This is a genomic window from Streptomyces sp. NPDC005402 (assembly GCF_040606575.1).
Lineage (GTDB): Bacteria > Actinomycetota > Actinomycetes > Streptomycetales > Streptomycetaceae > Streptomyces.
In genome coordinates this window covers 15,655-42,628 of the sequence record NZ_JBEXFB010000044.1, presented here as the reverse complement: position 1 = coordinate 42,628, position 26,974 = coordinate 15,655, and the positions used below count along the sequence as shown (strand labels likewise).

Genomic DNA, 26,974 nt, shown 5'->3' with positions numbered 1-26,974 from the left:
CCCGCCCCACCAACGAGAACGCCCTGCGAGAAGCCCTCGACCAGGCCGCCACCAACCCCGAACTCGCCCCCCTCGTACGAGCCCTGGAAGCTCTCGGCGTGCCGGCCTGAGCCGGTCCCCGGTCAACAGGGAGGGTGCTGCGTCTCAGGCCGTCGTGACGGAGGCGGGGCGGTGATGCGCCGTCCGTACCGCTGACGGCACTGAACACGGCCGCCCCCTGTGTCCGCGGAGTGCGGGAGCCGGCCGCACCCCGGTCGGTGGGCGGCCCGGGCAGCGAGGCACACCACATTCCCCGGCGCAGCGTCGCCCGGGCCACTCGCGCCGACTGCCTTTCCCCGCACTGGCGCTCGGCGAGGAGCCGCGGACCGTCGAGTTCCGAGAGGAATCGTCGCCGACCCCCACGGGCAAGGTGTTGAAGGACCACCTGTGAAGGAACGCGACGTATTCCGCGCGGAGGAACGGAGATTCAGCGCGCCGACGAACCAGGCCACCGCCCTCGGGGAAGACATGTCACTCACTCGGACAGAGCGTCTCGACGAGGAGATCATCGCGCTGCTGGCGCGCCGTCGCGAGATGGCTCAGGCACTCCCCGCCCCGGCCCGGGCCCGCGCCGTCGACCCCGGCTTCGTGGAGGCCGTACGGGAGATCACCGACCGCTACCGCCAGGAACTCGGCGGGGCCGGAGAGCTCGTCGCGCGCGCGGTCATGGTGCTGTGCCATCCGGGCCGCCAGAACTGAGCGGCGCCCCACGGGCCGCACAAAGGGGCGCGGGCGGCTTCGCCGGCCGTCATTAGGTGGTGAACAGCACAGGTCAGGCGGCTGGGGTGATCGTTGACACCCTCTCGGACGGGCCGTACAAAGGGCGGCATGAGCCTGCCGCAGCTTCCCCTGTCCGGGATCACGGTGGTCAGCCTGGAGCAGGCCGTGGCCGCGCCCTACGCGACCCGCCAGCTCGCCGACCTCGGCGCCCGGGTGATCAAGGTGGAGCGGCCGGGCGCGGGTGACTTCGCCCGCCGCTACGACACGACCGTGCACGGCCACTCCAGTTACTTCGTGTGGCTCAACCGGTCCAAGGAATCGCTCACCCTGGACCTGAAGGACCCGCGCGGCCTCGAGATCCTGCACCAACTCCTCGACGGCGCCGACGTGTTCGTCCAGAACCTGGCTCCGGGCGCGGCCGACCGGCTGGGCCTGGGCGCGGACGCCCTCGCCGAGCGCCGGCCGCGGCTGATCCCGTGCACGATCTCCGGGTACGGCACGGACGGGCCGTGGGCCGACCGCAAGTCGTACGACCTGCTGGTGCAGTGTCAGACGGGCCTGGTGTCGCTGACCGGGACCGCCGAGGAGACCGCGCGGGTCGGGATCTCCGTCGCCGACATCGCGGCCGGGATGTACGCCTACAGCGGCATTCTGACCGCCCTGTACACCCGCGCCACCACCGGCAGGGCCCACCCGGTGGAGGTCTCCCTGTTCGAGGCACTGGCCGAGTGGATGAGCCAGCCGGCCAACTACACGCGCTACGGGGGCAGTCAGCCGCCGCGTCTGGGCACCCAGCACGCCACCATCGCCCCGTACGGCGCCTTCACGGCCGCCGACGGCAACGACGTGCTCTTCTCCATCCAGAACGAACGCGAATGGACCGTCCTGTGCGCCGAGTTCCTACGGCAGCCCGAGCTGGCCGAGGATCCGCGCTTCGCCACCGGCCCGGCCCGGGTCGCCCACCGCGAGGAACTCAACGCCGTGGTCGCCGAGCGGATCGCGCGCTCCGACGCCGCGCAGGTCCTGAAGGACCTGGAGGGCATCGGCATCGCCTGCGCCGGGGTCAATGACGTCGCCGCGTTCCTCGACCACCCGGTCCTGGCCGCCCGCGGCCGCTGGCACGAGGTCGCCGTCCCCGGCGGGGCCACGGTGGAGGCACTGCTGCCCCCAGCCGACCTGGCGGGACTGCCCGCCCGCATGGACCCGGTCCCCGGGGTGGGCGAGCACACCGAGGCGATCCTCACGGAACTCGGCCGCACCGGCGAGGACATCGCGGCACTGCGGGCGGACGCGGTCGTCTGAGCCTGCGACCTGGAGGAGACGAACCTGCGCCCCGGAGGAGGCACGGTTCGTCCGGGGGTCACCAGGGCAGCGGGCCCTTGGCGTCGAAGAAGCCGCCGGTCGGGCCGTCCGGGGCGACCTGTGCCATGCGGACGATGATCTCGGCGCCCTCCGCCACGGTCTGGATGCCCGTGTTGCCGTTCAGGTCGGTCCTGGTGAAACCGGGCTCCACGGAGTTGATCCGCAGGGCCGGGAACGCCTTCGCGTACTGCACGGTGAGCATGTTGACCGCGGTCTTGGAACTCGGGTAGGCGATGCCCGGATAGAAGTGCGCCGGGTGGTCCGGGTCGGAGAGGTGGGTCAGCGAGCCCAGGCCGCTGCTGACGTTGACCACGACGGGGGCGGCCGAGCGCTGAAGCAGTGGCAGGAAGGCGTGCAGGACGCGGACGACGCCGAAGACGTTGGTCTCGAAGGTGGCGCGCATCTGGTCGGCGGTCACGGTGGCCGCCACCGGCACGCTGTTGTCCTCGGTCCTGGTCTCGATGCCCGCGTTGTTGATCAGGACGTCCAGGCCGCCCGCGGCCTCGAGGCTCTTGGCCGCGGCCTCGACGGAGGCATCGTCGGTGACGTCGAGCTGGACGAACCGCGCGCCGAGCTCGTCGGCGGCGCGCCGGCCACGCTCGGCGTCACGGGCACCGACGTGGACGGTGTGGCCCGCGGCGATGAGTTGGCGGGCGGTCTCGAAGCCGAGACCCTTGTTCGCTCCGGTGATGAGTGTTGTCGTCATGCCGACCAGGTTGCCGCGCCGCGGCGGGACCAGCCAGAAGACCCTTCTTCCTGGGACTGGCGGTACCAGGCACACCAGCGGCCGACGGTGTTCACTGAGCAGCATGGCGGCAACAGAACTGGGACAGGCCCTGCGGCGCTGGCGCGACCGGGTCCCCCCGGACGCGGCCGGGCTTCCCTCGGGGGGGCATCGGCGCGCGGCCGGGCTGCGGCGCGAGGAACTGGCCCTGCTGGCCGGCATCTCGGTGGACTACGTCACGCGCCTCGAACAGGGGCGTGCGGCCAATCCCTCGGTACAGGTCGTGGAGGCGTTGGCCCGGGCGCTGCGGCTCTCGGGGGACGAGCGGACGTATCTGTTCGGCCTCGCGGGACTGGTGCCGCCGGGCCCCGACGTCGTGCCCGGCTTCATCACACCCAGCGTGCAGCGGCTGCTGGACCGGCTGGTCGACACCCCCGTCGCGGTCTCCGACGCGGCCATGACGCTGCTGCTGGCCAACCCGATGTACGCGGCCCTGATGGGTGATCCGTCGGTCCTGCGCGGTTTCGAACGCAACGGCGTGTGGCGCAACTTCACGGGCATGCCGACCCGGGCGCGGCACACCCCGGAGGAACGGCGTGCCTTCGAGGCAGGCATGGTCGCCGAACTGCGCGCGACCGCCGCCCGCTACCCCGCCGACCGCCAACTCTCCATCCTGATCACGGAGTTGCGCACCAGGAGCGAGCGGTTCGCCGAACTGTGGGACGCGGGAGTGGTGGGCCGTCTGGCCGGCTCGCACAAGACGATCGAGCATCCTCAGGTCGGAACGCTCACGCTCGACTGCGACCTGCTCCGGGTGGAGGAGAACGACCTCCACATCCTCGTGTACTCGGCCGAGCCGGGCACAGAGGCCGCCGAGAAGCTCCGGCTGATCTCGGTGCTGGGCACGCAGAGCCTGGCCGAGAGGAGCTAGCGGGGCTCCAGGAGCCTCCGGGGAGCGCCGGGCACGGGACGGGCGGCCGGACCCGCCGGCCGCCCGCGCTCTCAGTAGCCGTACCGGCTCTTCAGGTGGCGCCAGAAGTCGCGCAGCATCCACTTGTCGAAGTCGGTGATCTGGGTCGCGCTGCCCGCGTTCATCAGGAAGCAGCACTGGCCGGTGGGGGTCCAGTCGTAGAAGTCGTCGAGGCCGAAGGTGTGGCCGACCTCGTGGAGGTAGATGTGGATGTTCTCCTGGGCGAGGGCCCCGGTGAAGTACTCCTGGCCGACCCGCTGGCCCCAGTCTCCGCCGGCGCCGCCCTGGAAGCCCTTGGTCAGCCAGAGCGACTGGTCGTAGTGGCGGGCCACGCCGCCGGGGCACTTCGAGTAGTTGTTGTCCTGGTGGAAGAAGCGGCCGCAGTCGGGGGCGCACTGCGGGGCGCCTTCGGAGTCCAGGTTCCCGGCGTAGATGTCGACCGAGTTGTCGGTCCACTGCAGGGTCGAGCGGTTCTTGACCGCCCAGCCGACGATGTTGACCGGCACCGTGGTGTACGGCCAGGCGTTGGTGCCGGTGCCGTTGTCGAGCATGGCCGCCATCCACTTGCCGAACTGCTTCTTCAGCGCGGCGTGGACCTGGTCGCGGAGGGCGGCGCTGACCGGAGCGTCGGACTCCCAGCGGACGCAGTAGTTGACGCTTCCCTTGTTGGCCATGACCTGGTCCCAGCCGTAGTTGCGGAAGCCGTAGAGGTAGGGGTAGGTCGACTCGACGTGGTTCCACACTTCGTTGAGCGGCTGGACGAGGTTCGCGGGCGGGTTCCAGTTGTCCGCCGCCTGCGCCGGGGTCGCCGTGACGGCGGGGGTCGCGAACACCGCGAGCAGGGCGGCGAGGACGGTGACAAGACGCACGATACGGGTGCGCATGGAGTGAACTCCCTTCGTGGGGGCCGGGATTCACTGTGAGGTCGTCGCCGGTCCGCTCCGGGTTGCCGCCCGCCGCACACCTGCGCGGGGCGACCTGACCGGGATGCGGTGACCCGCCCGCGACACTCGACCCCGACTTCTCACCGGGCTGGTGCTGATCGCGACCGCCGCGGTGGTCGCCGCCTGATCGTCACCGCCGTTCCACGGGGCAATGAGCCCCCACTGTCGGAGACCACCCCGTCCGCCAGTCCCCCGACGGCCGCGGGCTCCTTCCCACACCCGCCCTCACCGGCCACGACGACCCCCTGAGATCGGGAAACCCAACCGGAATGTGAGCCAACCCACAATCGATACGCTCCCGTCTCGATAGCGCTGGAGTTACTCTGATTCCCACGAGAACGAAACCGTTTCGTTCAGCATGTAGCGCGCTGGACGGGAATGGAGCGCGCACGCCATGACCAGCGTCCTCATCGCCACCGGCCAGTCACTTCAGCGAGTCGGCCTTCGCATGCTCCTCGAGTCCCGGTCCGACCTGGCCGTCGTCGGCGAGGCGGCGCACGGGCCGGAGGCGGTCCGGCTCAGCACCCTGCTCCGACCCGACGTCGTCCTGCTGGACGTCCGCAGTGCCGGCACGGACACCGTCGAGACCGTTCGCCGTCTTGCCCACCCGCCGAACGGGCACGCCCCGCACGTGCTGCTGCTCACCTCCGGCGACGACACCCACCCCTACGGCGCCCTGCGCGCCGGAGCCGCCGGGCATCTTCCCGAGGACGCCACCGCCGACGAACTGGTCGCGGCCGTCCGGGTCGTGGCCGCCGGTGACGTCGTCGTCTCCCCCGGACTGACCCGCGCGCTCATCGACGCCGTCCGCAGCCGCGCCGTCGAGAGCTCCGTCCCCGGCAACCGGCTGGGTACCCTCACCGGGCGCGAACGCGACGTCCTCACCGCGGTCGCCTCCGGAGACTCCAACGCCGAGATCGCCGACCGGCTCTCCATCGCCCCGACCACCGTGAAGTCCCACGTCAGCAACATCCTCACCAAGATCGGCGCCCGCGGCCGGGTGCAGGCGGTGGTGTTCGCCTACGAGTCGGGGCTGGTCCGGCCCACGCAGCACGTCCTGCACGCGTGAAGCGCCCCTGCTGCCACCACGGAGGTGGCAGGTCTTCGGGGCGTACCGCCGACTCCGGCTGAGGTTCCCCCTCTGCGCCGACGGACCTCCCGGTGCTCGGTGCAGAGCAGTCCGCCCGTGCGGCCCCGGTACCCGGCCACGCTCGACGACCGGAGCGCCTCGGCGGCCGGGAGTCCGTACACATGGCCCGCTGTCGGCCCTGCCCATGGGGAGCCGGTCCGCAAGCGACTCCCTCCCCCGGCCGGACGGTGAGTTCGCCGGCGTACCGGGTGCAGCGGCCGGCGTCCCCACAGGCGCGCCTCCTCGCCGCGCCGTCGCCGGTCAGGCGGCCGTGTAGCCGAGTTGGCGCCGCATGTAGGGCGTCATGAGGGTCTTCGCCTTGGCCAGGGTGCTGGTGCGGCCGCCGAGCACAGCCGTCTCGCCGCCCGGCACGGGCAGCATGGTCACCCCGTCGGCGGGACCGAAGGGCACGATCAGCGGGGTGCGGTGGATGGGCCGGTAGAAGCGGGGCTCCTTGCGGTGCCGGCCCGAACTGTTCAGGTGGGCGCGAATGTTCCAGGCGGCGAGGTCGGCCTGGGCGAGCGCTGCGGGGGTGATCTTGAGCTCGGTGGCGTCGTTGACGTCGCCGACCGCGAAGACGTCCAGCTGCCCCTCGGCCCGCAACGAACGGTCGACCTTCACGTGACCGGAGGGGGTCAGCCAGTCGCCATGTCCGCCCAGGCGCAGCCAGAGCGTGTTGGGAGTGGTGCCGGTGGCCCAGAAGGAGAGGTCCGCGGTGATGATGTCGCCGCGGCCGTCGCGGTAGGTGCCGAAGTCGCTGCCCTGCGACATGAACGAGTCGAGCCGTACCTCCACGTCGTGGGCCTCCAGCCAGGCGCGCGCCTTGCGGCCGGCCCGTTCGCTGCCCGTGTTGCCGAGCAGCGCGGGACCGGAGTGCGCGAGCGTGACCCGGGCGTCCGGCCGGGCCAGCCGGATCTCCGCGCTGAGTTCGACGCCGGAGGGCCCGCCGCCGACGACGAGGACGTGCTCGGCGAAGGCGATCTTCTGCTGGTGCTCGGCGAAGGACTTCATCGCCTCCTCGGTGGTGGTCCCGGCGAAGCGGGCCGGTTCCGGGTAGTCGGCGCCGGTCGCGATCACCACGACGTCGTAGGGCAGCCGCGTGCCGTTGGCGAGCACCACGTGTCGCTCGGTGGTGTCGATGCGCACCACTTTGCCGACGACCAGTTGGCCGTGGCGCAGCAGCCGGTCGTACGGGATGAAGGGGGTCGCGCTCCATTCCCTGCGGACGCCGGCCCGCAGGGAGGAGATACGGTGGAAGAAGACCTCCTTGCGATCCACCAGCGTGACCCGAGCTGTCGTGTCCAGCCGTTTCGCCAGCCGGACGCCCGCATAGCCGCCGCCGATCACCACTACGTCGCCGTCACTCACGCCGAGTCTCCTGAACCGTGGGGGGGAGGGAGTGCCATGGCGGACGAGCCGCTCCCCCGAGCACTCGGATGACGGCGAGCGTAACGCTTGAAACCTAAAGTTTCGATGGGGACTTGTGAGTTTTCCGTGAAGCTGTCGCGCGCCGCGGTGCGCGATGTGCCCTGCGGTGAGGGTGCGTTGGACCGGGGTGTCGGTGAGCGCGACGACCGCGTCGGCGTCCCGCGGTTCGCGCAGCACCCGGGCCCACCTCGGCGAGGTGGGCCCGGGTGCTCTGGCCGCGGCACCGCCCCCGTGTCAGCCCAGCTCGTAGTCGAGCCAGATCCGGTGGGTGCCGTCGGCGTCGACCGCCAGGCCCCCGGTGCCGGAGATCCCCGTCAGGTGCCGCTGGAGGGGACGATCGTGAAGAACTCCGCGGTGCGGTCGCTGCCGGAGGTCGTCGCCGAGTGGGCGAAGTTGAAGGCGCCGGACCGGTCGTGCACCGAGCCCTCGAAGGACTCCATGGCCACGTAGGTGCCGACGCCGGACTCCTGGTCGTACGCGGCGGTGAACAGGGTCGCCGAGCGGCCGGCGACCTCGCCCTCGAAGTGCTTCTCGATCGTCGCGACCCCGACCGGGAGCCCGGTGGCCACGGCGGGCTCGGGCGTCAGCTCGGTCGGGACGAACGCTTTCACGCTGAATGTTCCGTCGGCTCTCATGCGCCGACCGTACCGACCGGGTCCGACAATGCCCCGCGGTCCGTGCGCGCCTACTCCGGCGGGGTCGGCGTGTCGTGGGTGCGGTACATCGCCTGGACGTCCAGCTCCAGCTGGACCGTGGGTCCGACGACCGCGATGCCCCGGGCGAGCATCGACCGCCAGTTGAGGGTGTAGTCCTCGCGGTGCAGCTCCGCCGTCGCGAGGGCCGCGCAGCGCAGTTCCTCGCCGTAGCCGCCGTTGACGGTGCCCAGGTAGGTCGTGTCGAGGGCGACCGAGCGGCTCACGCCGTGCATGGTCAGGCTGCCCTGGAGGGTCCACTTGCTGCCGCCGCGGTAGGCGAAGCGGCTGCTGACGAAGTCGATGTGGGGGAAGCGTTTGACGTCGAGGAAGTCGCCGGAGCGCAGGTGGTTGTCGCGGGTGGTGTTGCCCGTCGTGATGCTGGAGGCGTCGATGCGGACCTGGACGCGGGACTGGGACATGTCCTGCGCGACCAGGATGCCGCCCTCGAAACGCTCGAAGCGGCCGTGGACGTGCGCCATGCCGACGTGCTTGGCGATGAAGCGGATCGCGGTGTGCGGCGGATCGAACAACCAGACGCCGGGCGTGGGCAGTTGGAGCGCCTGGGCGGGCTGGAGCCAGACCCGCTCGGTGGGCGTCATCCCGTACGGCCCCACGTCGACCGTCTCGCGGTGCGGCTGGAGTCCCTCGGCCGCGGCCATCAGGCTGTAGCGGCCGGGCGGCAGTACGGCGAGGAAGTAGCCGTAGGGGTCGGTCGTGCCGCGCGCCGCGACCCGGTGCGTGTCCAGGGCGGTGACGGTGACGTCCGCGCCCGCCATGGGCGAGCCCATCGGGTCGACGATCTCACGGGCCACGGCGCCCGCGCCTTCGGGGAGGGGGAAGGAGAGGCCCGCCGCCTCGGCAAGGGCAGCCTTGGACCGCCGGCGCCTGAGGAGTGCGAGGGCCATGATGTTCACCTTTCTTAGGGGACTTGCTGTTGTGCTGTGGCACTCATGGTCGACGGCCCGCATAGGCCGCCTGGAGTACCGCCCGCACGCCGTCCGCGGTCACGGGACGCGGGTTGGCGTACGGCTGCCCCGCCACCTGTACGGCCACCTCCGCCAGGTCGGTCTCCCGGAGACCGAGTTCGGCGAGGGAACGCGGTGCGCCGAGGCGCCCGGCCAGTTCCCACAGGGCATGGGGCGGGTCGTCGGTGCCAAGTGCCCGTTTCAGCACGGTCAACGCCTTCGGGATCGCGGGGGCGTTGTGGGCGAGGGCGTACGGCAGGACGACGGTGTGGGTCTCGGCGTGCGGGAGACCGTAGGTGCCGCCGAGCGCGTGGCAGAGCTTGTGGTGCAGGCCCATGGTGGTGGACCCGAGGCAGGACCCGCACAGCCATGCCGCGTAGAGCGCCTGTCCGCGTGCCTCCACGTCCGCCGCGTCGGTGGCCAGTCGGGGCAGCGCCTCGGTCATCGCCCGGACGCCCTCCTCCGCCATCAGCGCGATCAGCGGTGAGGTGTCCGGGGCGTAGAGCGCCTCGACCGCGTGCGCGAGGGCGTTGATACCGCTGGTCACGGTGAGCGGTACCGGCAGGGAACGGGTCAGCTCGGGGTCGTAGACGACACTGCGGGGCTGCACCTTCGGGTCGCGGCCGGTGCGCTTGGCCCCGCCCTCGGTCAGGCCCCAGACGGGGGTCATCTCGGAGCCCGAGTAGGTCGACGGCACGGCGATCAGGGGCAGGCCGGTGCGCAGGGCGATCGCCTTGCCGAGGCCGATGGAGGAGCCGCCGCCGACCGCGACGACACCGTCGGCCCCGGCCGTGCGTGCCACCGCCACGGCCCGGTCGGCGTCCTCGACGGGTACATGCATCCGGGCCTCGGCGTGCAGCCCCGCGCAGGAGTCGCCGAGCGCGTCCGCGACCGCCCGTGCGACGGTCTCGCCCCTGCTGCCGCAGACCACCAACACCCGCCGCAGTCCGAGGTGTTCGACCTCGCCGGGGGTCGCTGTCACGGCTGCGCCGGGCCGGAACACGACCCGCACCGGACGGCTCTCGTAGGTGAAGTCGCCCGAGAACGTCATGTGTTCGGCTCCAGTACGAGGTCGAAGCGGGCGTGCCGGAACGGGTTCGGGATGCCGAACTCCGCGGCCAGGGACGGGTCGTCGGTCGTCGCGAAGTCCTGCACCAGGCTCGGTTTCACGGCGAAGACGGCGTCGGAGTCGAGGTAGTCGCTGCCCGCGACGAAGATGTGGGTGGTGACGGGGGTGTGGCCCTCGGCACCGGCGATGAAGTGGATGTGCGCGGGCCGGTAGGGGTGCCGGCCGGTCGCCCGGAGCAGGTCGCCGACGGGGCCGTCGGTGGGGATCGGGTACGGCGCCGGGACGCAGGTGCGGAACCAGAAGCGGCCCTCGGCGTCGGCGGTGAACAGTCCGCGTCCGTTGCCCGCGGGCTGTACGTCGGGCTGCTGGACGTCGTAGAAGCCCTGGTCGTCGGCCTGCCAGACGTCGAGGACGGCGCCGGGCAGCGGGGTGCCGTCCGCCGACAGCACCCGGCCGCTGACCACGCACGGCTCGGCGCCGCCCACCAGGTCGATGTCGTCGCCGAGTTCCCGGACCGGAGACTCGGTCATGTGGAAGGGGCCGAGCACGGTGGACTCGGTGGCGCCCTGCACGCGGTCGCCGTTTATGGCTTCCAGGAGCATGGAGACGCCGAGGACGTCCGACAGGAGGATGAACTCCTGCCGGGTGTCCGTGCACGTCTGCCCGGTCGCCGTCAGGAAGGCGATCGCCTGCTCCCACTCCTCCTGGGTGAGCCGGGTCTCGCGCACGAAGTCGTGCAGATGACCGATCAGAGCGGCGAGCAGTTCGCGCAGGCGTGGATCGGCGGTCGCGTGGAGGCTGGCGACGGCCTCTTCGGTGACGCCGGCTCCGGTCGCGTCGGTGGTCATCCCTGCTCCTCGTGGTCGACGGCGTTCCGCTTCTGCCATGGTCGCGCGTTCTCAGGCGTGACCGAGGATCCGTCGCAGCGCGTTGGTGAGCAGTGCGTCGGCGTCCGGGGCCGCGGTCGCGTGCCGGAAGGCGACGAAGCCGTCGGGCCGTACGAGCAGGGCGCCCGCGTCGGAGATCTCGCTCAGGCGCGCCCAGTCGCCGTACGGGTCCTCGTACTCCTGGCCGGGCCCGACGACCACGGTGGCGATCTCCACGTCCTGTGCCTCGGCGGCCCGGATCCAGCCGTCGCCGCCGATGCCGGTCAGCAGGGTGAAGCGGCCCTTCCCGACGGTGTCGAGGGTGGAGAGGGTGCGGGTGCCGGAGGTGATCCAGGCGTGCGGGATGCGGGCGCCGGGGCGGGAGGAGGGCTGGTGGTGGAGTTCGGGGTCACGGGCGAAGGTCTCCTCGCCGGTGCCGTCGGGGACGATCGCGTCCGAGGCGTAGCGCTGGTTGAGGTCGACTCCGTGGGCGTTGAACTCGTACACCTTGAAGGCGATGGCCTCGCGCAGCTTCGCCCGCTGCTTCTCGGCGGCCTCGCCAGCGTCCTTGCGGGCGGCGATGTTGGCCCACAGCTGCTCGGGGGTCTGCGGGGAGAGTCCGTCGAGGGCCTCGAAGATCGGGGCCGTCTCGCCGATGGACTGGTTGGCCCGGGTGACGACCTGCTTGCCGACGGGGGCGCGTTCGGCGGTGTAGGTGTCGAGGAGCTTCGGGGTGGCGGTGCCGTCGAGGACGAACTTGAGCTTCCAGGCGAGGTTGTAGGAGTCCTGGATGGAGGTGTTGGAGCCCAGGCCGTTGGACGGCGGATGGCGGTGGGTGGCGTCTCCGGCGCAGAAGACACGGCCGTGGGAGTAGGTCTCCGCGTACATCTCGTTGACCGTCCAGGCCGAGGACGACTTGATCGTCACGGGGATCTCGTCGTCGCCGACCAGCTGGCGCACGACCGACTCGGCGTACTCGGTGGTCAGGTCGGGCGCGCCGGCCGTGACGTCGTACCCCCACACGATCAGCCACTCGTTCCACGGCCGCACACAGCGCACCAGGCCCGCGCCGATCCCGCCGACGGTGGCACCGGGGGCGAGGACCCAGTAGAGGGTGGAGGGCCGGTGCGCGGTGTACTCGGCCAGGTCCGCCTCGAAGACGATGTTGATGCTGCCGGCCACGCCCATCTGGCCGCCCATCGGGAGCCCGGCGTCCTCGGCGACCCTGGAGCGGCCGCCGTCCGCGCCGATCAGGTACTTCGCGCGGATCTCGTACGTGTCTCCGCGCAGCCGGTCCCGCACGGTGGCCGTCACGCCGTCGGCGTCCTGGGTGTGGGAGAGGTACTCGGTCTGGAAGCGCAGGCTGGTGCCGCGGGCGACGGCCGCGTCGACGAGGACCGGCTCCATGAGGTGCTGCGGCATGTCGCACATGCGGGTGGGGCTGGCGAGTTCGTGGGCCGCCTGGACCAGCGGGTCGTTGCCCCAGGAGCGCACCCGTCCGAGCTCCTCGCCGGCCAGGCTGGTGCAGAAGGTCGTGTTGCCCATCAAATGCTGGGGGGTCGCCTGCGCGATGACGTCCTGCTCGACGCCGAGATCGCGCAGCACCTCCATCGTGCGCTGGTTGGTGATGTGCGCGCGAGGGGTGTCGGCGAGGCTCGCGTAGCGGGTGACGACTATGTGGGGGACGCCGTAGGTGCTCAGGGCGAGCGCGGCCGAGGCTCCGGCCGGGCCGCTGCCTACGATCAAAACGTCGGTCTCGACGGCGGTGGGCACGGGGGCGCTCCTGGCGGGGACGGAACACGGACGGCGGACAGTAGTGATCATCGTGCGGTCCGGCCCGGCGCGGGTGTCTCATTACGAGACACCCCCGCAGTCGTTGTCTGTTCAACCGTCCCCGCTACGGTGGGTACGTCGTGACCACCACAGAGCCCTCCCCCGCAGTCCACGCCCTCCCACCCTTGCGAGTGGCGCGCGAGCGCTTCCTGTCCGGGCGCCCGCTGCCCGACGGTGTGCCGGAGGAGGTCCTCGCGGCGTGGCGGCGGGCCCGGTTCTTCGGCGTACCGCACGACTTGAGGGTGCCCGCCGCCGATCCGCCCCGGCCGGTCGAGTCGCCGCTGCTCGGTGCCGCCCGTCCGGTGCTCGAACGGATCGCCCCCGCTCTGGACGCCGGCCGTTCGGTCCTGCTCCTCACCGACGCGCGGCTGCGCGTGCTGTGGACGTCCGGGAACGCGCCCGGGCTCGCCCGGTGCCCGGGGCTGTCGGAGCAGGAGGTCGGTCACAACAGCGCGGCCCTCGCCCTGCGCAGGCGCAGCCGTGCCGAGGTGCACGGGCCCGAGCACTTCCTCGACGTGTGGCAGGACGTGTCCGCGGTCAGCGTCCCGGTCGTCGCGCCGAAGAGCGGGCAGGCCCTGGGCACGCTCACCGTCGTCTCCCACCTGTGCGGCGGACGTCCGCCGCACCCGCAGGCGGCACTCGTCGAAGCCACCGCCGCCGCGGTCGAGGCCGAGCTGCTGGCCCGGGCGGGACGGCCCGAACAGGTCCTCCTGGACGCCTACTTGCGAGCCGCGCGCGGAGAGGACCGCGCGGTGGCCGCGCTGGACGGCCGCAACCGCCTCATCAGCGCGGCGGCGGAGCGGCTGGCGACTCCGGACGTCGTTCGGGTTCTTGAGCGTACGGCGCTGGCGGCACGGCACGCGGGCGCGCCGGCGGCCGCCGAACTGCCCGACGGGGCAGGGTGCGACGCCCGGATCGACCTGGTGCGGCAGGCGGGCGCGGTCGTGGGGATCGTGGCCGTCCTGGAGCCGCGAGACGAAGGCACACCGAGGCCCCGGCCGCGCGCGCTGCCCCGTCTGGCCGGCTCCTCCCTTCCGTGGCGGTACGCCGTGGAGCGCGCCGCCGAGCTGGTCCGCTCCCCCGAGCCCGTGCTGCTGACCGGTGAACGGGGAACGGGGAAGACCGCGCTGGCCCGGGAGTTGCTGGGAACGGCCGGCATCGAGACGGTCGACGCGGCCGAGGACGGTGTACTCGACGGGCACCTGGCGGAACGGGCCGCGAGGAGCCCCCTCGTCCTCCGGCACGCCGAGCGGCTGACGCAGCCCGCCGTGGCCACCCTCAACTCCCTGCTCGACGCCCACCCGGACACCCGGCTGCTGGTCACCCACACCCCGGGAACCCCGCCCGGCCCCTGCCTCCAGCGGCTCCTCGACAAGCTGGCCGCCCGCACCGTCGCACTGCCGCCGCTGCGGGAACGCACCGAGGACATCAGGGAGTTGCTGTCGGCCCTCACGCCGCGCCCCGCGCCCGGAAGTCCTCCCCTGACCTGGACCCTGGACGCCCTGCGTGCGCTCGAACAGCATCCGTGGCCCGGGAATGTCACCGAACTCGCCCATGTCGTCCAGGCGTTGGCGGAGCACCGACGGGTCCGAGGACCGGTCCGCCGGGCCGAACTGCCGGACACCGTGCGGGAGGGCCCCGCCGTCCGCCCGCTCAGTCCGATGGAACACGCCGAACGCGCCACGATCCTGGAGACCCTGCACCGGCACGGCGGCAACAAGTCCCGCGCCGCGGCGGCACTGGGCATCGGGCGGGCGACGCTGTATCGCAAACTGCGGGGGTACGAGGGCTGAGGAGCACGTTCAGGACGCTTCCCTCGGCACGTCGAGGAACCCGACGGTAGTCCCGGCGCCCGGCTCATCCACTCCATGGATGAGCCGGCTACGGGATTCGGATCGCGTGGAAGATGGCGGTGGGCCGGAGCCGTGGGGTCTGCGCGGCCGGCACGACCCGGCCCCGCTGAAGCCCGGGGACACGGTCACCCTCACGGTCGAGGGCATCGGCAGTGTCACCCACACCGTGGTGAGCGGTGCCGTTCCGGTACGGTGCCGCCCGCCCGCCCGCCGTGCGCGTGAGCGGCGCTGAGCGGCCCCGCCCCCCGCTCCGGCGGGCCCGATCGGCGGGGCGCCGCTCCGGGCCGGCGCGGGCCTGCATACCGTAGGGGCAGATCACCACCTGCCCGGGAGCGCGCATGACCGGTAGCCGCCGCAAGAGACCCGGCGACACCTTCGACACCATCGAGCCTCCGGGCGACGCCGAGCTGGTCGCCGCGGTGGTGACCGTGACGGGCCTGGTCGAGTTCCTCGGCGTGTTGTCCGGGTCCGAGGTGTGGCTTCTCGGGCTCCTGGTGTTCCTGCCGGGTGCCGCCTCGGCGCTGGGCACGGTCCGGCAGACGGCGTTCGTCGCCGTGTGGACCACGCTCGTCGTCACCGCCAGCGTGCTGCTGCGGGACCGCGACTCGGGGCACTGGTTCGACCGGCTCCTGCTGATCCTTTTCACGCTGGTCCTGGCGGCGACCTCCGTGTACGGCTGCCACCGCCGGATCAGACGCGAGGACGCGATGCTGCGGCTGCGTTCCACCGCCGCGGCCATGCAGCGGCACATCCTGCATCCCCTGCCGCTGCTGACCGACGACGTCCTGGTCAACGGCGTGTACGAGCCGCTCCAGGAGGAACGCCTCGTCGGCGGGGACATCTACGACGTCGTCGACTCACCCTTCGGTACGCGGGTGCTGATCGGGGACGTGCAGGGCAAGGGCCTCGCCGCCGTGGGCTCCGCGTTCGCCGTCATCGGCGCCTTCCGGGAGGCGGCCCACCGCGAGCCCACTCTCACCGCGCTCGTGGACACCCTGGACGCCGCCGTCGTGCGGCACAACTCCTATGCCATGCACACCGGCGACGACGAACGCTTCGTGACCGCGCTCATCGTCTGCGTCGACGCGGACACCGAGGTGCAGGCCGTCAACTGCGGCCATGTGCTGCCGCATGTGCTGCACGACGGGACGGTCAGCACTCTCGAACTGGATCCCGGCGTCCCGCTGGGCCTGGCCGAGCTCGCCCACGAGCCCACGATCGTGGGCTGGTTCGACTTCCCCGAGGGCGCGACGCTGCTGCTGAGCACCGACGGTCTGACGGAGACCCGCTCCGCGGACGGCGCCTTCTACCCGGTCGAGGAGCGCCTGACGACGTACGTCGGCCTCTCCCCCACCGAGCTGCCGCAGGCCCTGCACGACGACGCCCGCGCGTTCGCCGGCCGCGGCGGCCCGCACGACGACGTGGCCGTCCTGACGGTCCGCCGCGCTGTGCGTCCCTGAAAGGCGCGCTGTGACGGGCAGGCGTGCGGGACCGCCGTAGCATCGGCTCCATGGACAAGCCTCCGCCGTCGGCCGACGGTTCTCTCGACGAGGAGGCGGACGCCTTCCAGCGACTGCGTCCACGGCTGTTCGGGATCGCCTACCGGATCCTGGGCAGTGTGTCCGAGGCCGAGGACGTGGTGCAGGACGTGTGGCTGCGGTGGCAGGACACCGACCGGGGCGCGGTGCTCAATCCGGGGGCGTTCCTGGCGAAGATCACCACGCGGCTGGCGATCAACGTGGCCCAGTCGGCGCGCGTGCGCCGGGAGGCGTACGTCGGGCCGTGGCTGCCGGAGCCCGTGGACACCGGTGTGGATCCGCAGGTCGGCGCGGAGCGCGGCGAGGCGCTGGAGCTGGCCGTGCTGCTGGTCCTGGAGAAGCTGAATCCCGTGGAGCGGGCGGCCTATGTGCTGCGGGAGGCGTTCGACTACCCGTACGACGAGATCGCGGGCATCGTCCGGCTGACCCAGGCCAATGTCCGGCAGATCGTCAGCCGGGCCCGCAAGCGGCTGTCCACCGAGCGCCGGGACCCCGTCGACACGGTGGAACACCGACGGCTGCTGGACGCCTTCGTCGCGGCGGCGCAGCGCGGTGACGTGGCGGCGCTGGAGAGCGTGCTGTCGGCCGACGTGGTCGCCTACGCGGACGGCAACGGTCTGCGGGGCGTGGCGCGGCTGGAGGTGGTGGGCGCGGGACGGGTGGCCAGGATCAGCGCCTTCGTCGACAAGCTCATCCCGGGGGCGGAGTTCGCCTTCGCCGAGGCCAACGGCCTGCCCTCGCTGCTCATCCGCAGGGACGGGGTGACAGTCGGCCTGGTGAGCGCCACGATCGGGGAGGACGGCATCGACGGGCTCTACTGGGTGCTGGCGCCGGAGAAGCTCCGGGCGTACGAGCGGTCGTCGGACCGGCTCGTACGCCAGGAGTCCTAGGCTCCGTGCGGCCGGCGCGGGGCTCGGACACGCCGGTCCGCGGTGGTGTCCTCGGTGGCCGGCCCCGGGTCAGCCCGCGCTCACCCGGGCTGGTGAGGGGGCCCCGGGACCGGTTCGGTCCGCCGGCCGGGGTCAGTTCTGCTTGAGCCAGTCCTCGTAGCGGGTGGACGCGGTCTCCACGGTGTCGTCGCCGGTCAGGACGCTGTCGGGGATGCCCGCGAACATCCCGGCGCTCTCGTCGGTGACGACGGTGCGGCCGTCCGGCTTCGCCGCCAGGGTGATCTCCGCGAGCCGGTCCAGACGGTGGACCTCGGGTCCTGCCTTGAGGCGCAGGCCGTTCACGGGCTCGCCCTGGGCCGTCTCGGCGACGACGTGGGCGACGTCCGCGGCGGCGATGGGGCGCAGCCGCGTGGAGGGCAGGTGCACCTCCTGGCCCTGGGTGGTCAGGTCCATCACCGGCGCGATGAACTCGAAGAACTGCCCGACCCGCACGATGCTGAACGGCACACCGCTCGCGCGCACGGCCTCCTCCTGGGCGACCTTGGCCAGGTAGTAGCCGAGCTCGGGCACCTCGTCGACGCCGATGATGGAGAGCGCCACGTGGTGGCGGACACCGGCCTCACGCTCGGCCGCGGTGAGATTCCGCATGGCGCGCGTGAAGAAGTCGAGGGCGGCCGCCTTCTCGAAGGACGGGGAGTTCGCCACGTCCACGACCACGTCCGCGCCCTCGAGCACCTGAGCCAGGCCCTCCCCGGTGAGGGTGTCGACGCCCGTGCCGGGCGCGGCCGCCACGGCCTCGTGACCGCGGTCCTGGAGCAGACGCACCACCTGCGACCCGATCCGGCCCGTACCTCCGATGACGACGATCTTCATCTCTGTCTCCCTTGCGTGTTCAAAATTCCCTCAGCAGGACAGGACAGCGACGGAATCTGTGACACCCGGGCGACCTCCACTTCGATGAAAGGCCGGTCAAAAGTGAGGACGCGATGCTAGGAATTGGCCAGAACCGTTCATCTTGCGTACCTCTCCCCGAATCGTCCGGCGGCCCGATCTGAACAACCACCCCTGTGCGCCGCGTTGTTAGGAGTGCAGGACGCGAGGCGAACCAGAACCGTGAGGCCATCTTGTCGAACACACCGACCGCCACCCGCCGGGGATGGGGCACCCGTAACTGGCGCGTGGCCAGGAAACTGCAGGCCATCCTCCTCATCCCCGTGATCGTGGCCCTTGTCCTCGGCGGCATACGCGTCAAGCGCTCCGTCGACACCTGGCGGGACGCCGACGACGCGGTCCGCGTGGCGGAACTGGTCCAGGCGGCCAACAGGTACGCCAGCGACGCCATCGACGAACGAGATGTGTCGGTCATCCCCCTGGTCAAGGGCGACCGGACGTCGAGCGTGGTCGCGAAGGCCCGCGCGGTCACCGACGCGGACGCGAAGCAGTTCGACGAGGCGGTGGAGCGGATGCCGCAGACCGCCGGACTACTGCGCCGGGTCGAACTGGTCCGCATCGGCGAGAAGCAGCTCGCGTCCGTGCGCGCGAACGCCTTCACCTCGCGGCTGACCGGCGTGCAGACCGAGGAGAGCTACCACGCCGTCCAGCACCCGCTGATGGAGATCTCCAACGAGCTCGGCTTCGGCAGCAGCAACCAGGCGAGCTTCGGCCGCACGCTCTACGCCGTCTCCCTCACCCAGGCCGCCGAGTCCCTGATCCGGGCGATCGGCACCCACCTCCTGGTGGAGGACCGCGGCAAGCTCGCCCCGGGCGAACTCCAGCTCCAGCTCGGCTCGTTCAGTTCCTACGTCTATCTCGAACAGGTCGCGCTCCAGGAGTACGCCGGCGCCGGCACCGCCGGGGACATGACCCGGCTGCGCAAGGCGCTGTCCGACGCGCAGAAGCAGGGCGAGGAGCAGGCCGCCGAGGCCCGGACGCAGGCCGAGGCGGCGGGGAAGACCTTCGTGGCCCCGCCGACCCTGGAGAAGACGGCCGCTGAGATCGCCTCGGGCAAGTCGGCGGCGCAGCTCGCCGCGCAGGGCATCACGCCCGAGACGTTCTTCGCCGCCTCCACCCTCAGCTTCGACGCCTACCGCAGTGTCGAGGTGTACCTCACCGACAGCGCGCTGGCGGATGCCCACAACATCGCCGACGACGCCCGCAACGACGCCGTCATCAACGCCGTTCTGGTGCTCACCGCGGTCCTCGTCGCCTTCCTGCTCGCCGCCTGGGTGGCCCGGACGATGAGCACCAGCATGCGCCGGCTGAGCGCCTCGGCCCACGAGATCGCCGGGCAGCGTCTGCCCGCGCTGCTCACCCAGCTCACCCGGGCCATCCCGGGCCGGGTCGACGCCCAGGTCACACCGATCCCCATCACCACCACGGACGAGATCGGCGAGGTCGCACGCGCCTTCGACCACGTGCACCGCGAGGCCGTCCGGCTCGCCGCCGAACAGGCCCTGCTGCGCGCCAACATCAACACGATCTTCAGCAACCTGGCGCGCCGCAACCAGTCGCTGATCGAGCGCCAACTCGCCCTGATCACCGGTCTCGAGGGCAAGGAGGCCGATCCCGAGCAGCTGGAGAACCTCTTCAAGCTGGACCACCTCGCCACCCGGGTGCGCCGCAACGGCGAGAACCTCCTCGTCCTCGGCGGCGAGACCCCCGCCCAGCAGTGGGACCAGCCACTGCCCCTGGTCGACGTGATCCGCGCCGCGGCCTCGGAGGTCGAGCAGTACGAGCGGGTCGAGCTGTCGGGGATCCCGGAGGCCGAGATCCACGGCCGCGCGGTGACCGACCTGGTGCACCTGCTGGCCGAACTCCTGGAGAACGCGACGACGTTCTCGCCGCCGCAGTCCCAGGTCTGGGTCACCGCGGCCCGGCTGCCGGACGGCCGGATCATGGTCGAGATCCACGACCGGGGCATCGGGCTGCCGCCCGAGGAGCTGGCCGACATCAACCACCATCTGGCCGACCCGCCCACCGTGGACGTGGCGATCTCCCAGCGCATGGGTCTGTACGTGGTCAGCCGGCTCGCGGACCGGCACGGCATCCGCGTCCAGCTGCGCCCGTCCGAGGGGGGACAGGGCACGACCGCGCTGGCGATGCTCCCGGACACGATCACCTATCGGGGCACGGCAGCGGAGTCCGACATCGACACCATGGCCCTGGCGACCTTCGCGGACCCCGGCTTCCCCGAGGCCACCGCCCGCGGTTTCGATGCCTGGAACGGCAGGTAGGCGACTGGGCGGGTCGCGACGGACCAGGCACAGGCGGTGCTCGGCGCCGGCGGCCTCGAAGTCGTCGTCCCTGCGGCCGAGTACCGCTCCGCCCTGCCCGACTGGCATCACCCGGCCTACGACCCCCTCCTCGAACAGGCAGACGTCGTCCGGCACACCGGGCTCAGGGAGCCCGACGCCCGATGCTTTCCCGTCGGCTACGCGCACCAAGTCGACGTACCTGTACGGGCGTTGTGACCCACGGGTGCCTCGCGCCGGTAAAACGCCTTGGCCGTCGAGCGCTCGCCACGACAGGATGATCGCGCGACAGCCGCGGCAGGAAAGGAAACGGTGGATGAGGCGGAACCGGCTCGGGAAGACCGATGTGCACGTCACGGAGCTCGGCTTCGGTGGCGGTCCGCTCGGCGGACTCTTCGCACCGCTGGACGACGAGACGGCCGCGGGCGCCCTGGAGGCGGCCTGGGACAGCGGGATCCGCTACTTCGACACCTCCCCGCACTACGGCATCGGCCACTCCGAGCGCCGCACCGGCGCCCTGCTGAGGAGCAGGCCGCGCGAGGAGTTCACCCTGTCGACGAAGGTAGGTCGACTGCTGGTCCCGCAGGACCCGGCGGGCCGTATGGACGAGAGTTTCGCGGTGCCCGCCACGCACCGCAGGGTGTGGGACTTCACGCGGGACGGCGTGCTGCGCAGCGTGGAGGACTCGCTGGAGCGGATGGGCGTGGACCGTATCGACGTGCTGTTCCTGCACGACGCGGAGGAGCGCTTCGAGGACGCGTTGCGCGACGGGTACCCCGCCCTCGCCGAACTCCGCGCGCAGGGCGTGGTGGGGGCGATCGGCGCGGGCATGTACCACCCCGGCAAACTGACCCGTCTGGTCAGGGAGTCGGACGTGGACGTGGTGATGCTGTCCGGCCGCTACACGCTCCTGGACCACAGCGCCCTGGACGAACTCCTTCCCGCCTGTACGGACCGCGGGGTCTCGGTCCTCGCCGCGTCCGTCTTCAACTCCGGTCTGCTCGCCACGGCCCGCCCCACCGAGAACAGCACCTTCGACTACGCCCCCGCCGCACCACGGTTGGTGCAACGCGCGCATCGCATCGCCGACGTCTGCGAGGCCCACGCGGTGACCCTCCCGCAGCTGGCGATGGCGTTCCCGCTCCGGCACCCGGCGGTCGCGGGCATCGTCGTCGGCATGCGTACGGCGGAGGAGGTACGCGGCAACACGGCGGCGTTCGGCGCGGAGATCCCGGCACAGCTCTGGGACGACCTGCGGGGTGAAGGGCTCCTGGACGAGCGGGCGCCCGTGACGTGATGCACGCCCGTACCCGACCACCTGAACCCGTGGGCAGCATGCGCCGCGTGTACGCCACAGGCACTCCGGCCACCCGTGCCGTGAGCTCGTCGCACACGGACAGGCCCTCCGGATCACCACGTCGACGTTCACCGAGCGGCAGGCACGGGAGTTTCGCCACCGACCTCACTGCCGCCGTCGACCGGTCGCACGGCGGCTGACCGGACAACTGCCCCCTACGGAACGGACTTCCCGCGATGTTCACCGGCCTCAGCGCCTTTCCCCTCACTCCCGCCGACGAGTCGGGCATCGACGAGAAGGCCTACGCCCGGCTCGTCTCGCGTCTGGCCGAGGCGGGGGTCGACTCGATCGGCGCGCTCGGCTCGACCGGCAACTATGCCTATCTGTCCCGCGAACAGCGCGCCGGAGCAGCGCGGATCGCCGTCGACTCCGCCGACGGGGTGCCGGTCATGGTGGGAATCGGCGCCCTGCGCACGTCCGACGTGCTGGCGCTGGCCGAGGACGCGCAACAGGCGGGCGCGTCCGCGGTCCTGCTCGCCCCGATGACCTACCAGGCCCTCACCGAGGACGAGGTGTTCGGCCTCTACGAGCAGGTCACCCGCGAACTCTCGGTCCCCCTGTGCGTGTACGACAACCCCCGCACCACCCATGTCCACTTCACCGACCAACTCCACGCCCGTATCGCCGAGTTGCCGCACGTCGCCGCGATCAAGATCCCTCCGGTGCCCGACGGTCCGGCCGCCGCGAGGCGACGTGTCGCGTCGTTGCGGGCCCTCGTCCCCGAGACCGTGGCCGTCGGCGTGAGCGGGGACTGGGCCGCGGCCGACGGCCTGAACGCCGGTTGCGACACGTGGTACTCGGTCACCGGCGGCCTCTTCCCCCGCACCGCTCTCGCCCTCACCCGGGCCGCCCGGCGCGGTGACGTCGAGGAGGCCACGGCCCGGTCCGGGCGACTGGAACCCCTGTGGGGGTTCATCCGCCGGTACGGCGGTCTCCGCGTGATGTCGGCGGCCGCGGCCCACCTGGGCCTCGCCGCCGAGCCGAACCTGCCGCTGCCCCTACAGGGCCTGCCCACCGAAGCCCGGCGGGAACTGGTCGCCGTACTGGACGACCTGGAACTGGGGAGGGACGGATGAGGACGGGCCGCGACACCCGGCGGGACCGTGGCCGCCCTCGTCGGTCGTACCTGACCAGCGCGCGGAGCAGGAACCGACAGACCCGCCCCGACACGATCAGGCGCGATAGGTTCCGCCTCTAGGAACATACGGAGGTGCCGTGGGCGAGCTGGACGCACAGAGGGAGATCACGACCGCCAAGGAGGCAGCCGACGACGCGCTGGTCCTGGCGTTCGGGCGGCTGCAGGGCGCCGCGGGCCGGCTGGAGTACATCCTGGGCCGGCGGATGGAGGAGGAGTGCGGGATCAGCCATCTGATGTACGAGGTGCTGCTGATCCTGGGCCGGGCGGGCGAGCCGGGGCTGTCGATGCGGGCGATCGGCCAGGAACAGGTGCTCAGCACGGGCGGGGCGACGCGGCTGGTGGACCGGATGGAGGCCGCGGGGCTGGTGCGGCGCGTCACGGACCCGGACGACCGGCGCGGACGCCTGGTGACCCTGACGCCCCAGGGTGAGGAGACCGCCGTACGCGCTTCCCGACTGCACGTGGAGAACATCCGGCGGTACTTCCTGGAGCCCCTGCCCGCGGCCCACCGGGAACGCTTCGCGGAGGACCTGCGCATCCTCAGCCACGCGGCCAGGGACTCGCTGCCACTGCTGCCCTGAGCGGCACACTGTGAGGCGCGTCACTCGACCGGCCCTTCCCATAACGAAATATCTGACGCGTCAGATAATGTTTTCACGGGTGAGCGTCCGCACCAGGCGGGCGCCACGTCCCCCGAGGTCCTCGATGAAGCTCGTCCACGTCTTCGATGCCTACTGCGGCTGGTCCCACGGTTTCTCGCCCACGCTGCGCGAGGTCGTCTCCCGGCACCCCGAACTACCGGTCGAGGTCGTCTCGGGCGGACTGTTCACCGGCGGCCGCCGGGTTCCGATCCGGGAGTTCGGCTACGTCCAGGGGGCCAACGCCCAGATCGCGGAGCTGACCGGCGCCGAGTTCGGCGAGGGCTACGAGCGGCTGATCGCCGACGGTTCGTTCGTCATGGACTCCGAGGCAGCAGCCCGCGGCGTGGCCGCGCTGCGCGGTTCCGCTCCCGAGCGTGCGGTGGAACTGGCCATCGGCCTCCAGACGGCCTTCTACGTCGACGGCCTGAGCCTGTCCGACCCGGCCACCTACCGGAATCTGGCCGCGGCCGCCGGGCTCGACGCCGAGGCCGTGGTCGCCGCGTTCCAGGCACCCGAGGCGCAGACCGAGGCCGAGGCGGACTTCCGCCGCACCGCCGACCTGGGAGTCACCGGCTTTCCCACCCTGCTCGCCGTCGACGGTGAGCGTGTCTTCCCGCTGGCCCGCGGCCGCGCCACCGCCGACGAGATCGACCGGCGGCTCGCGAGCCTCTCCTGACCCCCTCACCCCCCTCTCCGAGAGCTAGGAGCCCCATCATGAGTGCCCTCGACTTCAAGATCCTCGACCTCGACTTCCCCGCCGGCAGCAAGAACAAGACGGCCACCCTCGTCACCGGCGAGCAGGAGGCCCTGCTGGTGGACGCCGCCTTCACCCGCGCCGACGGCCACCGCCTGGCCGCCGAGATCCTCGACTCGGGCAAGACACTCACCACGGTCTTCGTCTCGCACGCCGACCCCGACTTCTACTTCGGGGCCGAGGTCATCGCCGACGCCTTCCCCGAGGCCGAGTTCGTCGCCACCCCGCTCGTCATCGAGCACATCCAGCACTCCTACGAGGGCAAGCTCAAGGCCTGGGCGGCGCTGGGCCCCAACCTGCCCACCCGCCTCGTCGACCTCACCCCGCTCACCGGCGACCTCACCCTGGAGGGCCACCGCTTCGAGCTCAAGGGCGGCCCGGCCGACCTGCCCGACCGCCACTACCTGTGGCAGGCCGAGTCCCGCGCCCTGCTCGGCGGCGTCCTGCTCTTCCAGCAGGAGCACGTCTGGGTGGCCGACACCCCCACCCCCGGCGACCGCGCCGCCTGGATCGGCCTGCTCGACGAGATGGCCGCCCTCGACCCCCGGCTCGTCGTCCCCGGCCACCGTCTGCCCGGCACCCCCGCCGACGCCTCCGCCATCACCGCCACCCGCGACTACCTCCTCGCCTTCGAAGAGGAGCTCACCAAGGCCGCCGACGGCGCCGCGCTCACCGAGGCACTCGTCGAGCGCTACCCCGACAACGGCATGCTGATCGCCGCCCAGATCGGTGCGAAGGTCGCCAAGGGCGAGATGAAGTGGGGCTGACCATGACCGAGTCCACCGGGTTCGCCACCTCCACCGCACCCGCTGACGTCGTACGGCGTCAGTACCTCGCCTCCGCCGCCGGAGACCTGGAAGCCCTGCGCGCCACCCTCGCACCGGACGTCGAGTGGACCGAGATGGCCGGCTTCCCCCTGGCCGGCACCTACCGCACCCCCGACGGGGTCACCTCGAACGTGATGGAACGGCTCGGCAAGGACTGGGACGGCTGGACCGCCCACGACGACACCTATGTCGTCGACGGCGAGAACGTCGTCGTCCTCGCCCGCTACACCGCGGCCAACAAGGCCACGGGCAAGCGGATCGACGTCCGCGTCGCGCACCACTTCGTCGTACGGGGCGGACTGATCGTGCGTTTCGAACAATTCGTCGACACGGCTCTGGTGCGGGACGCGATGACGGCCTGAGGTCCGACACCGGCACGTCACCGTGCGCGCATCGGTGACGTGCCGGTCCGCCGGGCCGCCCGCCTGGCAGGATGGCCGGCATGGAACGTGTACTTGGAATCGGCGGATACTTCCTCAGGGCCGCCGACCCCGCGGCGCTGACCGCTTGGTACCGCGACTGCCTGGGCCTGGACGTCGACGAGAACGCCATGTGGCGGCAGGAGGCCGGGCCCACGGTCTTCGCGACGTTCGAGTCCGGCACCGACTACTTCGGGGCGCGCACCCAGCAGACCATGCTCAACTTCCGGGTCCGCGACCTCGATGCGATGCTCGCGCAACTGCGTGCCGGCGGAGCGGACGTGGCCGAGGAGACGCAGGACATGGAGGGGGTCGGCCGATTCGGCTGGGTCACCGACCCCGAGGGTCATCGCATCGAGCTGTGGGAGCCCGCCTGACCGGCCGAAGCCCTGGCTCTCCGAGGGCGGGAGGGACGCAGCCCCGGCGCGGAGCTCTCAAACGACGTGCCGCAACCGGAAGCGGCCGGGTTCCGCCGGATCCCGGTCGACGACCTGGACCGGCGTCCGATCCCACTGCCAGACGCTGCTACCGGGCGTGCGGGAGAACCGGATCTGCCCGCGAGTGCCGTCGACTGACACACGCGGCCAGGACGCGGCGATGCGCGCCCGGTCCGTCCCGTGAGAACGCAGCACCTCGGCGAGGACGGCGATCGTGTCATAGCCCTCGAAGGCCACGAAGGAGGGCGCCGCGGCCAGCCGCTCACGGAGGGCCGCCTCGACCCGTGCACCGAGTGGACCGAGGCGCTCGGGAAGATAGCGCAGGAACGGGATCCCGGCACCGTCGTCGCCCAACGATCTCGCCCATTCGGCGAACTCGGGTTGCCCGGCCGGAGCGCCGATCAGGATCTCGGCGAGCCGCTGGTCGCGGCGGACGGCCCTGACGATCGACACGGCCGGCTGGGGGAAGCCGACCAGGAGGAGGAGAGCCGTCGCGCGCTGGTCGACGAGTCGGTCGCACACGCTCTCGGGGGCCCGGACGTCGAGTTCGATGACGGTTCCACCGCGTGGAGCGAGATGGTCCCGCACAATGCGGAACCCCGCTGCCCAGTACACGCTCGGTTCGGTCGCCACGGCGATGCGGCTGTGGCCCGCTCCGAGGAGGAAGTCCGCGTAGACCTGCCAGCCGTGGGACTGCGGCGGGGGGAGCCGTGCGACCCAGTCCGTCGGCCGTTCGGTCAGCGCGTCGATGACCGCCGACGAGCAGAGGAACGGCAGGCCGAGGGCGTCGGCCCTGGCGGCGGCGGCGCGGGCGACGACACTGTGGTACTCCCCCGCCACGGCGGACACGCCCAGCCGGGCCAGTTCGTCCACGGCCGCCGTGGCCCGCTGCGGATCGGCCGCGGTGTCCCGGACCACCAGCTCGAGTGGCCGCCCGCCGATCCCTCCGGTGTCATTGACCTCCGCCACGGCCAGCTCGAGTCCGGCGAGCAGGTGGCGGCCCGCCTCCACCCAGCCGGGCCGGGTCAGCGGGACGAGAGCGCCGATCCGGACCGGCTGTGGCGGGCGCATCTGGGTGATCATGCCCGACATTGCATCCATGCCCCTCGCCGCCGGGCAACCCAT

Annotated in this window: 25 protein-coding genes and 3 pseudogenes; 18 read left to right on the top strand and 10 right to left on the bottom strand. The window is 71.8% G+C overall.

Going from position 1 to position 26,974, the window contains the following annotated elements; genetic code table 11:
• The 3 genes and pseudogenes from ABZT02_RS43600 to ABZT02_RS43590 all read left to right on the top strand — a co-directional run.
• Positions 1–110, top strand: a pseudogene (locus ABZT02_RS43600) (MarR family transcriptional regulator); the annotation flags it as partial.
• 397 nt (positions 111–507) lie between these two features.
• Positions 508–738 (top strand): hypothetical protein, encoded by a 231-nt coding sequence (locus ABZT02_RS43595; RefSeq protein ID WP_356028467.1) that lies wholly within the window; start codon positions 508–510, stop codon positions 736–738.
• A 129-nt stretch (positions 739–867) separates the two neighbouring features.
• Positions 868–2,061, top strand: coding sequence for a CaiB/BaiF CoA-transferase family protein (locus ABZT02_RS43590; protein ID WP_356028465.1), 1,194 nt, complete (start codon positions 868–870; stop codon positions 2,059–2,061).
• Positions 2,062–2,119: 58 nt separating this feature from the next.
• Here the strand turns inward: ABZT02_RS43590 and ABZT02_RS43585 are convergent, their stop codons facing one another.
• On the bottom strand, positions 2,120–2,827 hold the full coding sequence (locus ABZT02_RS43585; protein WP_356028463.1) for an SDR family oxidoreductase: 708 nt from the start codon (positions 2,825–2,827) through the stop codon (positions 2,120–2,122).
• 103 nt (positions 2,828–2,930) lie between these two features.
• Here ABZT02_RS43585 and ABZT02_RS43580 point away from each other — a divergent pair, with 103 nt between their 5' ends.
• Positions 2,931–3,776 carry a helix-turn-helix transcriptional regulator gene (locus ABZT02_RS43580; protein WP_356028460.1) on the top strand — a complete coding sequence of 282 codons (846 nt, stop codon included), beginning with the start codon at positions 2,931–2,933 and terminating at the stop codon, positions 3,774–3,776.
• Between the two features lie 71 nt (positions 3,777–3,847).
• Here the strand turns inward: ABZT02_RS43580 and ABZT02_RS43575 are convergent, their stop codons facing one another.
• The gene (locus tag ABZT02_RS43575; protein ID WP_356028458.1) at positions 3,848–4,699 is read right to left on the bottom strand and encodes a hypothetical protein; all 852 of its coding nucleotides are present in this window, start codon (positions 4,697–4,699) and stop codon (positions 3,848–3,850) included.
• A 454-nt stretch (positions 4,700–5,153) separates the two neighbouring features.
• On the opposite strand from ABZT02_RS43575, the gene ABZT02_RS43570 reads away from it, so the two are divergent.
• Positions 5,154–5,828 carry a response regulator transcription factor gene (locus ABZT02_RS43570; protein WP_356028455.1) on the top strand — a complete coding sequence of 225 codons (675 nt, stop codon included), beginning with the start codon at positions 5,154–5,156 and terminating at the stop codon, positions 5,826–5,828.
• Between the two features lie 321 nt (positions 5,829–6,149).
• Here the strand turns inward: ABZT02_RS43570 and ABZT02_RS43565 are convergent, their stop codons facing one another.
• From ABZT02_RS43565 to ABZT02_RS43540, 6 genes and pseudogenes are all read right to left on the bottom strand, one after another.
• Complete coding sequence (locus ABZT02_RS43565) at positions 6,150–7,256, bottom strand: FAD-dependent oxidoreductase (RefSeq protein ID WP_356028453.1); 1,107 nt, start codon at positions 7,254–7,256, stop codon at positions 6,150–6,152.
• A gap of 294 nt (positions 7,257–7,550) precedes the next feature.
• A pseudogene (locus tag ABZT02_RS43560) lies at positions 7,551–7,951 on the bottom strand (DUF3224 domain-containing protein).
• A gap of 50 nt (positions 7,952–8,001) precedes the next feature.
• Complete coding sequence (locus ABZT02_RS43555) at positions 8,002–8,916, bottom strand: YceI family protein (protein ID WP_356028450.1); 915 nt, start codon at positions 8,914–8,916, stop codon at positions 8,002–8,004.
• Between the two features lie 43 nt (positions 8,917–8,959).
• On the bottom strand, positions 8,960–10,027 hold the full coding sequence (locus tag ABZT02_RS43550; RefSeq protein WP_356028448.1) for a maleylacetate reductase: 1,068 nt from the start codon (positions 10,025–10,027) through the stop codon (positions 8,960–8,962).
• On the bottom strand, positions 10,024–10,893 hold the full coding sequence (locus ABZT02_RS43545; RefSeq protein ID WP_356028445.1) for an intradiol ring-cleavage dioxygenase: 870 nt from the start codon (positions 10,891–10,893) through the stop codon (positions 10,024–10,026). The genes ABZT02_RS43550 and ABZT02_RS43545 overlap by 4 nt, the downstream gene beginning before the upstream one ends.
• A 51-nt stretch (positions 10,894–10,944) precedes the next feature.
• Positions 10,945–12,684, bottom strand: coding sequence for an FAD-dependent monooxygenase (locus tag ABZT02_RS43540; protein WP_356028443.1), 1,740 nt, complete (start codon positions 12,682–12,684; stop codon positions 10,945–10,947).
• Positions 12,685–12,824: 140 nt separating this feature from the next.
• Between ABZT02_RS43540 and ABZT02_RS43535 the strand changes: the two genes are divergently transcribed.
• The 4 genes and pseudogenes from ABZT02_RS43535 (at position 12,825) to sigJ (ending at position 17,025) form a co-directional block, all read left to right on the top strand.
• Complete coding sequence (locus tag ABZT02_RS43535; protein ID WP_356028440.1) at positions 12,825–14,537, top strand: helix-turn-helix domain-containing protein; 1,713 nt, start codon at positions 12,825–12,827, stop codon at positions 14,535–14,537.
• A gap of 112 nt (positions 14,538–14,649) precedes the next feature.
• Positions 14,650–14,829 (top strand): annotated as a pseudogene (locus tag ABZT02_RS43530) (hypothetical protein); the annotation flags it as partial.
• Between the two features lie 106 nt (positions 14,830–14,935).
• Positions 14,936–16,057 carry a PP2C family protein-serine/threonine phosphatase gene (locus ABZT02_RS43525; protein WP_356028438.1) on the top strand — a complete coding sequence of 374 codons (1,122 nt, stop codon included), beginning with the start codon at positions 14,936–14,938 and terminating at the stop codon, positions 16,055–16,057.
• A 50-nt stretch (positions 16,058–16,107) separates the two neighbouring features.
• Positions 16,108–17,025 carry an RNA polymerase sigma factor SigJ gene (gene sigJ, locus ABZT02_RS43520; protein WP_356028436.1) on the top strand — a complete coding sequence of 306 codons (918 nt, stop codon included), beginning with the start codon at positions 16,108–16,110 and terminating at the stop codon, positions 17,023–17,025.
• Positions 17,026–17,157: 132 nt separating this feature from the next.
• On the opposite strand, the gene ABZT02_RS43515 is transcribed toward sigJ, so the two are convergent.
• Entirely contained in the window at positions 17,158–17,898 is a 741-nt protein-coding gene (locus tag ABZT02_RS43515; protein ID WP_356028433.1) for an NAD(P)H-binding protein, read from the bottom strand.
• Between the two features lie 251 nt (positions 17,899–18,149).
• On the opposite strand from ABZT02_RS43515, the gene ABZT02_RS43510 reads away from it, so the two are divergent.
• The 9 genes from ABZT02_RS43510 (at position 18,150) to ABZT02_RS43470 (ending at position 25,789) form a co-directional block, all read left to right on the top strand.
• Complete coding sequence (locus ABZT02_RS43510) at positions 18,150–20,258, top strand: nitrate- and nitrite sensing domain-containing protein (protein WP_356028430.1); 2,109 nt, start codon at positions 18,150–18,152, stop codon at positions 20,256–20,258.
• Positions 20,259–20,294: 36 nt separating this feature from the next.
• Positions 20,295–20,495 (top strand): hypothetical protein, encoded by a 201-nt coding sequence (locus tag ABZT02_RS43505; RefSeq protein WP_356028427.1) that lies wholly within the window; start codon positions 20,295–20,297, stop codon positions 20,493–20,495.
• A 97-nt stretch (positions 20,496–20,592) separates the two neighbouring features.
• Positions 20,593–21,573 (top strand): aldo/keto reductase, encoded by a 981-nt coding sequence (locus tag ABZT02_RS43500; RefSeq protein ID WP_356028425.1) that lies wholly within the window; start codon positions 20,593–20,595, stop codon positions 21,571–21,573.
• Between the two features lie 236 nt (positions 21,574–21,809).
• A complete protein-coding gene (locus ABZT02_RS43495) occupies positions 21,810–22,709 on the top strand; it encodes a dihydrodipicolinate synthase family protein (protein ID WP_356028422.1) in 900 nt (299 codons plus the stop codon).
• A 148-nt stretch (positions 22,710–22,857) separates the two neighbouring features.
• Positions 22,858–23,352, top strand: a complete 495-nt coding sequence (locus ABZT02_RS43490) for a MarR family transcriptional regulator (RefSeq protein ID WP_356028472.1) — start codon at positions 22,858–22,860, stop codon at positions 23,350–23,352.
• A 124-nt stretch (positions 23,353–23,476) separates the two neighbouring features.
• Entirely contained in the window at positions 23,477–24,088 is a 612-nt protein-coding gene (locus ABZT02_RS43485; RefSeq protein WP_356028419.1) for a DsbA family protein, read from the top strand.
• A 38-nt stretch (positions 24,089–24,126) separates the two neighbouring features.
• Positions 24,127–24,933 (top strand): MBL fold metallo-hydrolase, encoded by an 807-nt coding sequence (locus ABZT02_RS43480; RefSeq protein WP_356028417.1) that lies wholly within the window; start codon positions 24,127–24,129, stop codon positions 24,931–24,933.
• Positions 24,924–25,355 (top strand): nuclear transport factor 2 family protein, encoded by a 432-nt coding sequence (locus tag ABZT02_RS43475; protein ID WP_355733696.1) that lies wholly within the window; start codon positions 24,924–24,926, stop codon positions 25,353–25,355. The genes ABZT02_RS43480 and ABZT02_RS43475 overlap by 10 nt, the downstream gene beginning before the upstream one ends.
• A gap of 80 nt (positions 25,356–25,435) precedes the next feature.
• Positions 25,436–25,789 carry a VOC family protein gene (locus ABZT02_RS43470; RefSeq protein WP_356028414.1) on the top strand — a complete coding sequence of 118 codons (354 nt, stop codon included), beginning with the start codon at positions 25,436–25,438 and terminating at the stop codon, positions 25,787–25,789.
• 57 nt (positions 25,790–25,846) lie between these two features.
• Here ABZT02_RS43470 and ABZT02_RS43465 read toward each other — a convergent pair whose 3' ends face one another.
• A complete protein-coding gene (locus ABZT02_RS43465) occupies positions 25,847–26,941 on the bottom strand; it encodes an ABC transporter substrate-binding protein (protein WP_356028469.1) in 1,095 nt (364 codons plus the stop codon).
• Positions 26,942–26,974: the final 33 nt, after the last annotated feature.

Excerpts from the sequence above, each read along its gene's own strand:
- ABZT02_RS43585 (WP_356028463.1), bottom strand. The coding sequence starts at position 2,827 with ATGACGACAACACTCATCACCGGAGCGAACAAGGGTCTCGGCTTCGAG.
- ABZT02_RS43480 (WP_356028417.1), top strand. The coding sequence starts at position 24,127 with ATGAGTGCCCTCGACTTCAAGATCCTCGACCTCGACTTCCCCGCCGGC.
- ABZT02_RS43495 (WP_356028422.1), top strand. The coding sequence starts at position 21,810 with ATGTTCACCGGCCTCAGCGCCTTTCCCCTCACTCCCGCCGACGAGTCG.
- ABZT02_RS43500 (WP_356028425.1), top strand. The coding sequence starts at position 20,593 with ATGAGGCGGAACCGGCTCGGGAAGACCGATGTGCACGTCACGGAGCTC.
- ABZT02_RS43525 (WP_356028438.1), top strand. The coding sequence starts at position 14,936 with ATGACCGGTAGCCGCCGCAAGAGACCCGGCGACACCTTCGACACCATC.
- ABZT02_RS43550 (WP_356028448.1), bottom strand. The coding sequence starts at position 10,027 with ATGACGTTCTCGGGCGACTTCACCTACGAGAGCCGTCCGGTGCGGGTC.
- ABZT02_RS43470 (WP_356028414.1), top strand. The coding sequence starts at position 25,436 with ATGGAACGTGTACTTGGAATCGGCGGATACTTCCTCAGGGCCGCCGAC.
- ABZT02_RS43570 (WP_356028455.1), top strand. The coding sequence starts at position 5,154 with ATGACCAGCGTCCTCATCGCCACCGGCCAGTCACTTCAGCGAGTCGGC.
- ABZT02_RS43485 (WP_356028419.1), top strand. The coding sequence starts at position 23,477 with ATGAAGCTCGTCCACGTCTTCGATGCCTACTGCGGCTGGTCCCACGGT.
- ABZT02_RS43515 (WP_356028433.1), bottom strand. The coding sequence starts at position 17,898 with ATGAAGATCGTCGTCATCGGAGGTACGGGCCGGATCGGGTCGCAGGTG.
- ABZT02_RS43555 (WP_356028450.1), bottom strand. The coding sequence starts at position 8,916 with ATGGCCCTCGCACTCCTCAGGCGCCGGCGGTCCAAGGCTGCCCTTGCC.
- ABZT02_RS43580 (WP_356028460.1), top strand. The coding sequence starts at position 2,931 with ATGGCGGCAACAGAACTGGGACAGGCCCTGCGGCGCTGGCGCGACCGG.
- ABZT02_RS43545 (WP_356028445.1), bottom strand. The coding sequence starts at position 10,893 with ATGACCACCGACGCGACCGGAGCCGGCGTCACCGAAGAGGCCGTCGCC.
- ABZT02_RS43595 (WP_356028467.1), top strand. The coding sequence starts at position 508 with ATGTCACTCACTCGGACAGAGCGTCTCGACGAGGAGATCATCGCGCTG.
- ABZT02_RS43465 (WP_356028469.1), bottom strand. The coding sequence starts at position 26,941 with ATGTCGGGCATGATCACCCAGATGCGCCCGCCACAGCCGGTCCGGATC.
- ABZT02_RS43590 (WP_356028465.1), top strand. The coding sequence starts at position 868 with ATGAGCCTGCCGCAGCTTCCCCTGTCCGGGATCACGGTGGTCAGCCTG.
- sigJ (WP_356028436.1), top strand. The coding sequence starts at position 16,108 with ATGGACAAGCCTCCGCCGTCGGCCGACGGTTCTCTCGACGAGGAGGCG.
- ABZT02_RS43575 (WP_356028458.1), bottom strand. The coding sequence starts at position 4,699 with ATGCGCACCCGTATCGTGCGTCTTGTCACCGTCCTCGCCGCCCTGCTC.